Here is a 14,043-nt window from a genome sequence, read left to right as displayed (position 1 = left end):
TTGGTTTTCCCTATCTTTTGAACAGCATCAACAGTTTGATAGAGGGATGAAGTTATGAACGAACTAAAAGAAATTAAACTTTGGGATGATTGGGACGATATTAATTTATCTACTCCAGAACGTCGCATTGAACGTTTAGAAATTCTGCTGTGCCAAAAAGTCCACAAAGGCGAGGACATATCTGAATGTCTGCAAGTTTTAGAGTACTTGAAAAATCGCACGACTCAGCAAAAGTTAGAGTCTGTTTTCTTTAGGCGAGTTCAGTCTCAAGTGACTTTCAACTCGTGGAAAATAATTGGTCAGGCTACTTTAATCTCCCTAGTCGCTATTTCTTGCTGTTTTGCCATGTATAAAATAGCTACTTCATCATTAATATCTAGCAATTCTTCGTCGGAATTATCTCTTAGCAAACAATTATCAAAAAGCACCCCACCACACAGTAAAAAACATCATAGATAAACACAGTGACAGTGCAGTATATTTATTTACTGCACTGCGATTACTGACTATGATACTCCATCAGTAATTTCTAAAATCTTTCAAGTCAACGGAGTAAAAAGGCAGTTTATGAATATTTACTTTCATGCCCAAGGTGAGGCGATCGCTTTTTTTCACATATTCAGGTCAAATCACTGCATTTGATGGATAAAAACTTTCTTTACAGGGTAACTCACCTACTTTAATAAGAGGTGTCCTTGTCGAAAGGCAAACTGTCTTCCGGCTCAAAGTTACGCAGGTCTTGCTCCATCTGCTGCCGACGTTGGACGTAAGTTCTGCTGTTTCCAATCCTCCCTTGCATCAACCATTCACCAAAGTTGATGCCTTGTTCTATGTGTGAGGCAGACATTTCATTATAATCATCAACCTCTATTTTCTTACGCCACTCAAGCTGTTCGAGGGCACTTTCACTGATGCCAATTTGACGAGCATATTCTACATATTCAGGTCTGAGACAACCATCTGGGTTGAATTCTTTTTTTTCTTGTTCAGTGAAGAAATCGTAGGCTGTGTAGATTGGCCACGGCTCTGGATCAGTTTCGTCCAAGTGCTTCCACTCGTCGTATCTTGCTTTTAGTCTAGAGGCATAATCATCAATTGCCTCGTTACTCATTCCTACAGATAACATTTCTTGTCGAGCTTCATTTTTCAAGCTGCCATCTGGATGGAACTCTTTCTTGTGCATATTTATCCAACGCTTAACCCTTGACATAAAAACCTCTCAAAAAATTAATTAATGTTCATCAAACTTTAAATATTATGACTTTGGAATTTAAGCATTTTGACCCTCGTTTAAATCAGTGGATCTATACAGACGATAACAAAACGAACTCTCAATCAATTCTAACTGAAAAGCTCAATAATACTTTACTGGAATTCTACTTTCCTGATAAAGAATTTTCATTTGGACACTCAGATGAATACAGCACTGCTGAAGAATTAAAGAATCATCCAGATGGACAGATTTTATTGCTATCTTCTAAGACTCGCTTACTTTATGGAGATAAAGAATGCTTAGAAGTTATCCCAAAAATTTGTCCCGATAGTAAAGACCGTGGGGCTTATGGTTCCATCTTTCTTGGGGCTTGTAAAAATGCGATTCACGAAAAGCTAAACATTCTGGTAGTAGATGATTCTACTGAAAAGGCTGGTGAAAATGGAGGGATATTATCAAATGATTTAGCATATAAATTAGTTGGTGACTGTTATGGGCAGATTTCAACACAACTCTATGACAAAGTAACCTTAAGAGAATCTCAACCAGATAAAAGTTATCGTGTAATTCAGCATCGATTTGGTTGGGTGGATGGAGTTGGAGAAGATACTACTAAATATCGTTTTGGCAAAGGAACACTCCGACCATACAGATTAGACGAAATCAAATATGCAGATCCAAATAACAAACCCAAAATAGACATAATTCTCCCCGTAAGCAGTTTTAAGGGAACAGACAAGGATAGACCCAAAGGCCCCACAAAACCTCAAATTCAACCAGGATTATATCAGCAAAATATTTGGTTAGCTGAAAAAGGGCAATCTCAGCAAGGTCAGATGTCTATCTCCCAACTGCTGGCATCTTTCCCCCAAGGAATTAAAGATTTTGCCGAGTCACTAGAGGTGCAAGCTCAAAGATTAGCCTCTATTCAAGATGACCCTAGAAATGTTGCTGCTTACTATTGTGAAAGATATGAAAAACGTAAAGAATCATTGAGTCAAAATAAATTAAAAACATCAGATATTATCAATCAAGAAACAGATGTTAAAAACTTAGGGACAAATGATGACTTAGATGCAGATCAGGAGTTGGATGACGAGAGTGCTAAAGATGACTTGTTCATGTACAAACTCATTAAAGCCGATTTACTAGGGCATCAGCAGCTTTTAGAAACTGAGAAGGTTAAACAGGAATTAAGTCGGTTTGTACAAAGTGAGTGGCGAGATATTGCTGTTGGGAAAACGCTTACTTTTGACCGAGGAATGATTATTCCCTCTAAGGAACTCAAAAATGGTGAAATCTGTGTCCCTTGGCTGAAGCTTGGAGAAAAAGTTCTTAACTTTCGCTCTCCTTTCCTCAACTCTAATGGATTGTGTGTCTCTACTAATAAACATGTTGAAGACAGTGTTGCGCCAGATGGTAAATCTTTGCAAGGAATAATTGTAGTCAACGATGAAGACCACAAACGTATACTTGCGAGGATTGAGGCGCTAGAAACTCAAGGCATTGAACACAACGAAGTTAATCCCCTCGAAACCGAATCAGAACGCCAAGCACGAGACTACGATGGTGACTGCATTGGTGTGGCAAAAGCCAGCTTACATCCCAACTTAACAGCAGAGGCAGAGCGAAGAAATCTTCCTCAAAACGCCTATTCACCCACGGTTAAGCTCAAAAAACAATCATTTTATGATCCCACAGATGGAACCCAGCCCCCATTTGAAAAAATCGCTATCCACATGAGTGATAGCATCAGCGTGGGCATAATCAACAATCAAGTGACAGCACTAGAGGCATTAGAATCGGAAATTGAGGTACTAAAGACTTACGGTACTTTTGAGCAGAAATCAAATTATCTAGACCAAGTTTCTAACCATTACGAAACCCTGTTTGAGCAAGAACGCCAGAAAGAGCCAAAGTTAATTCGAGAAGAATACAAGCCTTATATGCAAGGGGTTGTTGAAATTGCTCATTGTCAAAGAACTCCCGAAATTATCCAGCAAGCAATGGACATTAACCGTCAAATGTACCGGAGCATGATTGAAGAAGGATGTTATCAAAACCAAATAGCGGTTGATTTATTCAAAAGTGCTAAAAAACCTGAGATGAATTTAATCCGGGAAAACAACCGCTACTTGTATCGTGATGTTAATTATATTAAAGATAAAAAGTCGCCTTCAGTTTATTTAAACACGGGGATAACACCAAAGGGCTACTCACCAGTAGAATTATTAATTAGCCAAACCAATAAATATTTCCAAGAATCACAGTTAGAATCGCGCCCCATCGTTCAGTTTAAAGACTTGTTCCAAGGAGTAGAATTTACACCACAGCAAAAATTTGCAGCGATCGCCGCCAAGTACGAGTTTGATCTGAAATTCAACGCTGCGGTTCGTGCCTCAAGGCGGCGAGAAACAGAGTCTGGCCCTAGCGCAGTTGTTCAAACGGATTCAGGAACGCAACTCGAAATTACCAATCTCACCCGTTACGGGCATCCCTTAATCTGGAAAGCCCAGACGTTGAACATTCGCTATTATGAGATTAAATTCACAAACAGTGAACGCCCCCATAAATTATTAGCAGTTGCACAGATAGATGGCGAGGTTGGGTCAGATGGAAAACCCGCTTACCGCAACCTGGGGACAGTTAGCCAACAATCGGTGACTGACCACAACCTCAAGGCGGGGATGACCATGCAGGCAGCTAAACTCCTAGAACTAAAACCAGAACTTACTAGAAGCCAAACTAAACTACTCTTTGCCTTGGCAAATGATGCATCTGAAGCATTTTACGCTTCTATCCCAGAGTCAGAAAAACTTGCATCTGCTGCTGCCGCTTGGAACATCTGTGCATCCCGCCAGGATGAACTCGAAGTTGCAAGAAAAGAAAACGCAAACCCCCAAGCGATCGCCAAAAAAGTTTCCAATTTCGCCTTCGCTGCTTTCCCCAATGAGATTATTTCTCGCTTAGATAAATTGCAATTTACTGAGCCGAAGTTAGTCACATTAAATAATGAAGCGAATCATTTTTTGGGTCGAGACTGGAATCCCACCGAAAAACACCCGATAGAAATCAGAGCTTCTCACCACCCAGTTGGGCATGAGCGCCATGTTTCCAGGCTAATGTTTGTCCAGGATAGTGACGGCGAATATAAGGAATTCGCCATGCTTGAAACCAGAACTGCACAGCTTCCCATTGGTACGAAAGCGCTCTCTTGTATGGTTGGGGTAGAACCAGCCACAGCATCAGCAACTATTGGACTACCAGGAAACGAGCCGGTTGAAATTACTATCCGTGAACTCAAGAACTTCTCTTATGCAGGACTTGTTTTTAACGACCAACCCGTAAACTTAGAATTTGGCACTGTGCCGATTCCTGATAAAACAGTAAAAATCAAACTTGATGGCAAAACCCTGGGTGAGTTAGACAGTGATTCTGCCCAACAGTTGAAACAAATTGATTACCTGAAAAATGGTAATCCCCTAAAATTAAAGCTCACGTCAATCTCTGAGACAGGAGATCAAGCTTTTGTCCTGGGTGAGTCTCCTAATGGAAATCTCCTCAAAATTAATAAAATTAACTTTTATGATTTTTCTGGTCAGACATTCAACGATCAAGATTACCGAAAACTGACTATCGAAACCTCAGCTTCTAAAACTAGAGATGCTGTATTTTTGAATGGTGAACCTCTGGGGGTATTGCACTTCAAAAAAGACAAAGACGCGCTCAGACAACTTGGGCTACTCAAAACCGGAAAACTTACACCCGCCGACGCTATCATTGAAAGTAATTTTTCTGTTATTTGCGCTCAAATAGACCCTAATACCGTTGAATATCCCCAGAGGTGGACGAAGGAATTTCAGGCTTTTGGGACTCAATCAGTTAATTCTGAACAACAAGAGATGATTGAGAGTAGTGCGAATATTCTACATCATATTAAAGAGCGTCCTACTTTCTTATTTTCTACAGAATCAAACAAAAAACTTGGAGTCATGGGTTTGGCTGTTGACAACCAGAAAGCTGAGACTGTGACTAAATGGTTAACTGCTCAAAAAGTTGAATGGCAGCAAGTACCAATAGAAGATGTTATCAGGGAAACTAAGAAAGGTCTAGCGGTATTTAACTTGGTTGATAGCTCTATCCCTGCCAAAACTTTGTCGAGCATGACCAAGAAATTCGGGGCTGTGATTGAAACGGATAGTGACTATCAACAATTTGTTAGCTCCCTTGCCACACGACCGCAGTTTTTGAAACCACCATCTCAATCAGCATTGTCCCCGCCTCAACAAAGCGCTCAATTCCACCCAAACCAAGAGGTTCAAAATGTCGCCCCTTTTGTCATCAAAGGCAAACCGATTCCCATGAACTACCCATTAATGATGCATGGTGACACTAATCCAATACCAGTAAACACTTGTATTGATGCGATGAGAGGATATGGTCGAACTCACACCACAAGAGCTAAAGAGCCATACAAACAGTATGGGTTTAAGGAAGGCGATATTGCTCTGGCGACAGGTATTGATAAGCAAGTCGCCTTTCGAGTCGGTAAGCAGTATCAAATCACACCCTCTATGATTGCTGACCCCGTTTATCAACAGCAATGGGCTGACATGGAAAAGCACTCACCCAAAGCATTACCAGAATTATTCACTGAAAAACAGCAAGTCTGGGGACTACATCTAGAGCCGTTGGGGGATTATGTGGAGGGTTTTATAGTCCCGTTTCCTGAACTACAAAACAGAGCTGCAACCAAACAAGAAGTCCAACCTCAATCAGTTACCATTGATGATTTAAGAAATTGGTACAATGCCGCAGATAAGTTAGGGAAGTCGGAGAATTACAAAAAACGCATTGTAGAAGTGGCTAATCGGTTTAAAGCTAGTGAGCAATTATCAGCCGAAGCATTGACAGTAATGAATAAAGATAAATTTGAACTTGAAGCCATCAGTCGGCTCACTCAAATTGCTCAAAAGATTGGCATGGCCTGGGGTAAATCTGATGAAAATGGTACTAAAGTCCAAGGGAAAATTTATGACTTGGCTTTCAATACCCAGCAGAGAGATTTAACTATTTCGCAGAAAAATGGGGAGGTAATTTTAAACTTGCAATCAGGGAGAGTGCAGACTAATAAACTAACTCCACAGATATTACAAACTTTTGAAGATGTTAATACTCAAATTGATAAAATATTAGCTAAATCTCAAGCGCAACAAGTAGACTTACAAAGATAGATTTATCCTAAAATAGCCCTTTTCAGTAATGAAAAAGAGAATCAAGCTATGAAGAACACTAGGGTAGCTTATACAGACCAGCAGGAAAATGTTGTGTTTATCAAGCGGGGTTTAGATGATGAAAAGTCAGGCACACTCGTTTGGGATACTGCACGGATTGACAATCGTTGTACGGAGTACCCCAAAAACAGCGAACGCTCACAGGGCTGGTTCCGCCTGAAATTGGATGGAGAGGCAGATGATAAAATCGAAAGAGTACTCTTGTGTGATTAGTAAAGAAAATATATTTGGTTGAGATATTGTGATATTTCTTTTTCCTAGCGATTACTTCAATCCTAAAAAAGCGGATGCAGCCTACTCGGAGCAAGTTGCTTGTATACAAAATGCTGGGTTTACAACTGGAGTTATTTCTTTAGAGTCGTTAGGAACGGGTTCATCAAAGATTATTCCAGCCCCAACTCCTGGCTCTTGAGTGTGCCAAGCGAATTGAGAGCCAGTTTTTCTCTGTTGATGTGATAGAGCGTAGAGATGGTACTAAGCGAATCGTAGAAATTGGTGATGGGCAGGTATCAGATATTATTGGATGGACGGCTGAACGTTTTGCTCAACTGTGGATTGATAGTTAACAAGCCCATGAAGTGGATTGCCAACAGAAAAGATATTGTTTAGGTTATAAAGTCTGAGTAAGAAACAAAAGTAAGCAAGAAAATTTTAACTTGCTTAAAACCCCAATGGAGAAGGCTTTCAACTCCTATTACCTTGCAACTTCCAAATGCTGCCGCAGCTTAAAAATTGCGATCGCAGGAAGCGAGAAACCTTTGAGTAATCAATCATTGCTTCAATATCGCTCTATCTCTAAACGATACTAACTGGCTGTGGTTCATGAGTAACAGAGCTAGGCTTCATGGGTGCAGGATGTTTGCTCTCTTGAAGATGAGTGACTTCAAGAGAGCGAATCAACTCTCGAATGACATCAGTTGCTGGTCTGCCTGTGATTGCACAATAGCGTTCAAGTTTTTCACTCTCAGTTGATGCGAGATTTATCGTGATTCGTTTGATAGCCCATTTTTTATTCATAACTTGTTCGGATTTTTAAAAGTTGATAAATTAAACGGACATTGCACTCTAGCAATGGTTGATAAATAACAGTTATTAACTAGATTCATACTTGCCTTGCGGTCATACTATTATAAACATAAGTTTTTTAAGGTATTTACGTATAATCAAAAACTTCACTAATAAATCACTTATGTGAATTTCAGATACAGTTTTAATTTGGGATTGGGAAGCTAGCGTTTTATCATAGCAAGTGGTACTGGTGAACACGCAGTCTTTTTTGCGACAATTAACATCTAAAAAGAAATTACTTTACGATCTCGCAAAAATTTACCGTTTATATTGCGTGGAGCATCAGTAGCGAGCCAAATAGCAGTGTCGGCTCCTTCTGCTGGCGTGTGCGGTGCTGATGACCCACCCATATCTGTTTTAACCCACCCCGGACAAATGGAATTGACAACAATTCCAAAAGATTGTAAGGCTTGTGCCAGCATAATTGTTGCACCATTTAATGCCAGCTTTGATAGGCAGTAACTTGGGACATCGTAAGACAAGCCTTCTAATGCTCCATATCCGCTTGAAACGTTGACAACTCTGGCATCGGGGGATTTTTCCAACAGGGGTAAAAATGCCTGCACCATCCGAATTGCGCCAAAGGTGTTGGCATTCATGGTGGAATCAAGTAACTCCCGGTCAATGGTAAGAATATTTACATCCTTATCTGGATACACGCCAGCATTATTGATTAAAACATCTAACCGAGAAATTTTCTGGTGCAGGGTTTTTACTGCTTCATCGATAGAGCGATCATCAGTGACATCCAATTCGACAGGAATTATCTTTGATTGAAGCTTCTGAACCGCAAGTTTTGCGTTATCAAGCGAACGCGAAGTGATAATTATCGAGTAACCTTTTGCTAGTAGACCTTGAGCGATGGCAAACCCAATCCCTCGGTTCCCACCTGTGACTAATGCCCATTTGTCTTGCGTGGATTCCATCTGATGTTCTACCTTGTGTTAAGAATGCTTGCAGAAATGTTGAATCAGGGAATAGTACGTTTTTTTAGTGTGGCTGGTGATTTTCTCCAAAGTAGGGAGTACCTAAAGCTTTAGGAGGTGTAGATTTGCCCAACTTACCGACTAATGCCAATAAAGCGATCGCATAAGGTAGCATGACTAAAAATTGGTAAGGGATATTTGCGCCTAATGCCTGAATTCGCAGTTGTAAAGCTTCTGTAGCCCCAAATAGCAAACAAGCTAAAGCACTACCTATAGGATGCCATCTGCCAAAAATTAATGCTGCGATCGCAATAAATCCTTTACCAGCACTCATCCCTTCGGCAAAAAATCTTACATGTACGAGAGTTAAATAAGCACCTCCTAAACTCGCAAGACAGCCACTAATCACCACAGCGATATAACGAACAAATGCTACAGAAATACCTGCTGTGTCAGCAGCTTTCGGAGATTCTCCCACTGCCCGCAATGTCAATCCAAAGCTAGTTTTAAATAAAATGTATGTAGTTAAAATGACTAAGATAAATAATAAGTATACTAAAAAATCTGACTGAAATAGTAGCGGCCCGATTAGGGGAATATTGGCTAAACCAGGAATAGTAATTGCCCCAATTCCAGGTAACTGCTGCGTACTACTGCCACTAAACACTAACCGGGCTAAAAACGATGTTAATCCAGCTGCAACGAGATTAATTGCTAGCCCAGATACCAATTGATCGACACGCAAAGTTACACACAAAACAGCATGGAGTAGTCCGACTAATCCACCTGCAATTAAGGAAGCGAGGATACCAAGCCAGGGATTACCTATGTAGAAAGTGGCAGCAGCAGCAGTAAAAGCACCTGTAAGCAACATTCCTTCTAAGGCGATATTTAAGACGCCTGCTCGTTCCGAGTACAATCCTCCAAGGGCTGCAAATGCTAGGGGGACGGCTAGGCGTAAAGTAGCGATTAAGTAATCGGAGAAGAAGTTGAAATTATTCATGGAGTTATTTTTAAACGCAGAGGGAAGCGCAAAGTATCGCAGAGTTTTCTTTGTGTTCCTCTGCGTTAAACCTTGGCGTCCCTCTGCGTTTTTACTCTTATTTCTCTTTCGACCGCGAGACTGATAGCAATAAATAACACCATAAACCCTTGAATCGCGTAAACTACTGTAACCGACACACCTGCACTACGCTGCATCACATTTGCACCACTGCGAAGCGCTGCAAAAAACAAAGAAGTCAAAACTACACCGATAACACTACCACGACTTAAAAAAGCGATCGCAATCGCATCAAATCCGTAACCTGGTGAAACTTGTTCAAATAGCCGATATTTCAACCCCATCACCTCACAACTCCCAGCCAACCCAGCTAAACCACCTGAAAAAGCCATCACCAGCATAATGGTACGTTCAACAGATATATGGGCATAACGGGCAGCAATTGGGTTAAATCCCACTGCTGTAATTTGATAACCTAGAGGCGATCGCACTAACAATACCCATAAAATACCTGCGGCAATTAAACCGAATAAAATCCCAGCATGGGCAAGGCTTTGCGGTAAGAGAATCGGCAAACGCGATGTTTTAGCAATTAATGGCGAATAAGGACTAGGCGCACCTGTGGCCATTAATGGGTTTTGTACGAGGTAGCTAACTAAATTCACCGCGATATAGTTGAGCAATAATGTAGTAATTACCTCATTCACTCCGCGCATGGCTTTGAGATAACCAGGAATCCAACCCCAAACTGCACCAAAGAAAAATCCTGCCAAAAGTGCTAAGGGGATATGAATCACCGCAGGTAATCCTTGCACATATAACCCGATTAAAGTACTTCCCAATGCACCCAGATAAATTTGTCCTTCTCCACCGATATTAAATTGCCCAGCCCGCAATGCTACTAACACGCCCAAACTAGCGAACAATAGCGGTGTCATTTTGGTGAGGGTGTTACCAAATCCAAAGTAGGTAGAGATAGATTCTTGAAATAAAATGCTGTATGCAGTGATGGGATTTGCCCCAGCAATTAGCATGAGGATAGCACCGACGATAAGGGCGGAGGAGATCGCAATGAGGGGTGATAGGATTGGTAACAGGAATTTCATCCGATTAGTTGGGATCATTGATTAACCCCCCACCAGCCATCAAAAAACCAATTTCTTCAACCTTCGCTGTGGCTGCATCCAAAATAGCCAAAAACTCACCTCTGTAGATTACGGCAATGCGATCGCTCATTGCCATCACTTCTTCTAACTCAGTAGAAATATACAAAATTGCCGCGCCACGATCGCGTTCTGTTAAGATTCGAGACTGGACGGCTACTGTCGCCCCGACATCTAACCCCCTTGTGGGTTGCATAGCGATTATTAAAGCTGGTGTTTGGGCCAGTTCTCGCGCTAACACCACTTTTTGTTGATTTCCTCCCGAAAGCTGACTTACCTTGATATCAATCCCATTCGCCCGAATGTCAAACTCTTGCATTGCAGCTTGGGCACGATTAGCGATCGCTTCTGGTTGTAACAAAAAACGGCGACAAAATGGCAGATATTTAAAAGCTTTTAAAATCAAATTTTGGGCGATGCTAAATTGCAACACCAATCCCATTGTCTGCCTATCTTCTGGAATGTAGGCCACTGAGGAATGCTTGGGCGTAAACTCAATTTTACCCTGCTTAATAGTCCGCACAAAAGCAATGGCATCAGCTAATTCTCGCTGTCCATTCCCATCGACACCAGCAATTCCTAAAATTTCTCCCGCCCGCAGTTCAAAAGATACATTATTTACAGCCGGAATATTTCTTTCATCAGCAACTTGTAAATTTTGCACCGATAGGATGATTTCTCCTGGTAATGTAGGACTTTTATTTAACTGTAAACTTACCTCACGTCCTACCATTAATGTTGCTAACTGCTGAGGTGTCGCTGCTGAAGTTAATATTGTTGCTACTACCTTTCCCTGGCGCAAAACTGTTACTGAATCACAGAGATTCATTACCTCTTCTAATTTATGACTGATAAAAATGATTGTGTTACCTGCGGCTGCCAATTGTCGCAAGATAGCAATTAATGATTCTACTTCTGGCGGTGTCAAAACTGCTGTAGGTTCATCAAGAATCAACAACTTTGCTCTCCGGTAGAGAACTTTGAGAATTTCTACCCGTTGTTGTGCCCCAACAGATAAATTTTCAACTTTGGCAGTGGGGTCAATTTCTAATCCGTAAGCTTGGGATAATGCGGCAATTTGTTGCTGTTTATCTTGTAAATTTAGCCGCCAAGTTTTCTCCATCCCTAAGATGATATTTTCTGTGACAGTCAATTTCGGTACAAGCATGAAATGTTGGTAAATCATGCCAATCCCTAATTTAATTGCCTCATTTGGTGAAGTAATTTTTATTGATTCTTCTTGAAGATAAATCTCCCCAGCATCAGGTTGATAGAGTCCACTAATAATATTCATTAAAGTACTCTTACCTGCACCATTTTCGCCTAGTATTGCATGAATGGTTCCAGATGCAACAGAGAGGTTGATATTGTCGTTAGCAATAAAAGACCCAAAGCGTTTGCTAATATTGTTTAAGCGCAAATAGTTCATATTCACTAAAATGATAGCTCGTAGTGAGGACTTTAGTCCTCAAAATCTGGACTAAAGTCCTTACTACAAAAGTTTTTTAATCTAGTCTACTAAACCTATTACAGTACAGCGTAATAAACCGCCCATTCCAAATCCCCAAAAATTTTGCCCTGTAAGCTTTTTGGCTTCCGCCCTGCGGTACTATGTTGTTGCTTTTTTTAGGCAGCGCGTATCTTTCCCAGCCTCTTTACAGTCTTCAAAAACGATTTTTTTATTAACAATATCTTGCTTTGCATTCAATACCTTTTGCTTTACGACTTCTGGTATAATTTCTCCGAATTTTCCTAAAAATAAGATATCTGTTCTTTCTAACCCAATTGTATATATTTGTCCTTTGATTTGTTTTTGTTTAGCTAATTCTGCTATGTAAGCGATGGCTAAATCTAAGCGTTTTACAGCGCTGGTTAAAACAGCTTTTGGTGCAACATCTAATTGATCCTTGGTGTTGCCAAAAGCATATACTCCTTTTTCACCTGCTGTTTGTAAGACTGCGGCTGAGGCATTATCTAACCATTGATAGATGACATCAGCACCAGAAGAAATTAGTGCGAGCGTCGCTTCCTTGGCTTTGGCAACATCATTCCAATCACCTGTAAAAGTAGAGGTAATTTGGATATTTGGTTTAACAGACTTTGCTCCTAATTCAAATCCCCGGAGTTCTCCCTCGGTAGCGGGGAACTTCTCTCCAGCAATATAAGATAATTTATTAGATTTAGTGACAGAAGCACCGATAATGCCACACAAATAACTAGCTTGTAGGTGATCTATTCGTAAAGAAGCAATATTCTCAGCCTTAAGATTACCATTCACACCCACAAAAAATGTATTGGGGAACTGTGAGGCGACTTGTTCAATTGCAGCATCAAATTGTCCGCCATGTGCGAAGATGATATTGTAGCCTTTACGAGCAAAATCTGTTAATACTTCTGTTTGATCTGCTTGTGCTACTTTTTCTACATAGGCGGTTTCTGTACCTAGCTTTTGTTTTGCTAGATTAATTCCTTCATAACCAGATTGATTCCAGCCTTTGTCAGTAATCATTCCAGGGAGAGCGATCGCTATTTTAAACCCTTCAGTACCATCCGTTGTTGTCGCTGTTGGTGTCGTCGGCTTATTAGTGCAAGCTTGCACCACTAAGCTAGTAGCAAATGCTGCTGAACCAAACAAGATAAATTCACGCCGACTAAAGCTTGTTGTCATACCTCGCCTTCAGATAGATAGTTATTTCAAAACTCTAAAGTCGTAGGTGGTCTTTTGGAAACAATTTCTCCCGGATTTCTCAATCAAGACACAAAAACGTCTCTCCTCGTTTATCATAGTCTGCTTTTACACTTGTTCTCTCAGCCGTATTATCTCGTACTCTTTTTCAAAAATCAAATAGGATTCCTATAGCGCTCTTTCATCAGTCTTGGGAAAAGCAATCGCTGCAAGGCTTACGAGACTTCGGTTTTCAGTTTTTAGCTAGATTTTTGAATTTCTATTAGAAAATAAAGCCTCAAACCTTGATTGGGTGATAGTTTCAGTTTTCTGCTTCGATTATTGTTTGATGAGAGTGATGGAAGAGCGATAGTAAAAACCTAGAATTAAAGAAAAGATAAAAAGTCAATCGTGTCAGACTTTATTGAGCTAGGGGTTACAAATCAAAATCAAGGCTGAATGTTTCTCCTGAAGAATCCTCTTCTTTCTCGTCTGCAAATGGAGTTTGAGTCCAAGAGGTGAGTTGGTTTGATTGAGTATTAATCGGTGAGTCAGGTAAAAGTTGTGCAGGTAATCCAGCCTTGATGAAAACAAAATAGCAATCAACTATAAAGTAAAGCGTGTCCAGGTAGCTTTTAGGGACTTCCAAAGAATAAATTAATCAACAAAAACCAAGAATCCAATTTTAAACAATAATGATAATCATTTTAA

13 protein-coding genes are annotated in these 14,043 nt (G+C 40.5%); 5 read left to right on the top strand and 8 right to left on the bottom strand.

The window, feature by feature from the left end:
- Positions 1–54: 54 nt before the first annotated feature.
- The gene (locus tag CDG77_RS17255) at positions 55–459 is read left to right on the top strand and encodes a hypothetical protein (RefSeq protein ID WP_094330573.1); all 405 of its coding nucleotides are present in this window, start codon (positions 55–57) and stop codon (positions 457–459) included.
- A gap of 220 nt (positions 460–679) precedes the next feature.
- Here CDG77_RS17255 and CDG77_RS17250 read toward each other — a convergent pair whose 3' ends face one another.
- Positions 680–1,210 carry a hypothetical protein gene (locus CDG77_RS17250; RefSeq protein ID WP_223269842.1) on the bottom strand — a complete coding sequence of 177 codons (531 nt, stop codon included), beginning with the start codon at positions 1,208–1,210 and terminating at the stop codon, positions 680–682.
- A 47-nt stretch (positions 1,211–1,257) separates the two neighbouring features.
- Between CDG77_RS17250 and CDG77_RS17245 the strand changes: the two genes are divergently transcribed.
- Genes CDG77_RS17245 through CDG77_RS36585 form a run of 4 tightly spaced genes read left to right on the top strand, consistent with a single transcriptional unit; the run spans position 1,258 to position 7,073 of the window.
- Positions 1,258–6,447: a hypothetical protein gene (locus tag CDG77_RS17245; RefSeq protein WP_094330572.1), complete on the top strand. Its 5,190-nt coding sequence runs from the start codon at positions 1,258–1,260 to the stop codon at positions 6,445–6,447.
- Positions 6,448–6,495: 48 nt separating this feature from the next.
- Complete coding sequence (locus CDG77_RS17240) at positions 6,496–6,720, top strand: hypothetical protein (protein WP_094330571.1); 225 nt, start codon at positions 6,496–6,498, stop codon at positions 6,718–6,720.
- A gap of 28 nt (positions 6,721–6,748) precedes the next feature.
- Positions 6,749–6,919, top strand: coding sequence for a hypothetical protein (locus CDG77_RS36590; RefSeq protein WP_190233992.1), 171 nt, complete (start codon positions 6,749–6,751; stop codon positions 6,917–6,919).
- A complete protein-coding gene (locus CDG77_RS36585; protein ID WP_190233993.1) occupies positions 6,909–7,073 on the top strand; it encodes an ATP-grasp domain-containing protein in 165 nt (54 codons plus the stop codon). Before CDG77_RS36590 ends, CDG77_RS36585 begins: the two co-directional genes overlap by 11 nt.
- Before the next feature lie 229 nt (positions 7,074–7,302).
- Here the strand turns inward: CDG77_RS36585 and CDG77_RS37650 are convergent, their stop codons facing one another.
- The 7 genes from CDG77_RS37650 to CDG77_RS17205 form a co-directional block, all read right to left on the bottom strand.
- On the bottom strand, positions 7,303–7,524 hold the full coding sequence (locus tag CDG77_RS37650; RefSeq protein WP_223269841.1) for a CopG family transcriptional regulator: 222 nt from the start codon (positions 7,522–7,524) through the stop codon (positions 7,303–7,305).
- 275 nt (positions 7,525–7,799) lie between these two features.
- Positions 7,800–8,501, bottom strand: coding sequence for an SDR family NAD(P)-dependent oxidoreductase (locus CDG77_RS17230; RefSeq protein WP_094330570.1), 702 nt, complete (start codon positions 8,499–8,501; stop codon positions 7,800–7,802).
- Between the two features lie 64 nt (positions 8,502–8,565).
- Positions 8,566–9,504: an ABC transporter permease gene (locus CDG77_RS17225; RefSeq protein WP_094330569.1), complete on the bottom strand. Its 939-nt coding sequence runs from the start codon at positions 9,502–9,504 to the stop codon at positions 8,566–8,568.
- A gap of 65 nt (positions 9,505–9,569) precedes the next feature.
- Positions 9,570–10,628, bottom strand: a complete 1,059-nt coding sequence (locus CDG77_RS17220; RefSeq protein ID WP_094330568.1) for an ABC transporter permease — start codon at positions 10,626–10,628, stop codon at positions 9,570–9,572.
- A complete protein-coding gene (locus CDG77_RS17215) occupies positions 10,615–12,096 on the bottom strand; it encodes an ABC transporter ATP-binding protein (RefSeq protein WP_094330567.1) in 1,482 nt (493 codons plus the stop codon). The genes CDG77_RS17220 and CDG77_RS17215 overlap by 14 nt, the downstream gene beginning before the upstream one ends.
- A 180-nt stretch (positions 12,097–12,276) precedes the next feature.
- Complete coding sequence (locus tag CDG77_RS17210) at positions 12,277–13,335, bottom strand: BMP family protein (RefSeq protein ID WP_094330566.1); 1,059 nt, start codon at positions 13,333–13,335, stop codon at positions 12,277–12,279.
- 433 nt (positions 13,336–13,768) lie between these two features.
- Positions 13,769–13,981, bottom strand: coding sequence for a hypothetical protein (locus tag CDG77_RS17205; RefSeq protein WP_190233991.1), 213 nt, complete (start codon positions 13,979–13,981; stop codon positions 13,769–13,771).
- Between the last annotated feature and the right edge of the window lie 62 nt (positions 13,982–14,043).

This window comes from Nostoc sp. 'Peltigera membranacea cyanobiont' 213 (assembly GCF_002245975.1).
In the GTDB taxonomy this organism is placed as follows: Bacteria; Cyanobacteriota; Cyanobacteriia; order Cyanobacteriales; family Nostocaceae; genus Nostoc.
The sequence above is the reverse complement of the archived record's forward strand: the minus strand, read 5'-3'. Positions and strand labels throughout refer to the sequence as shown.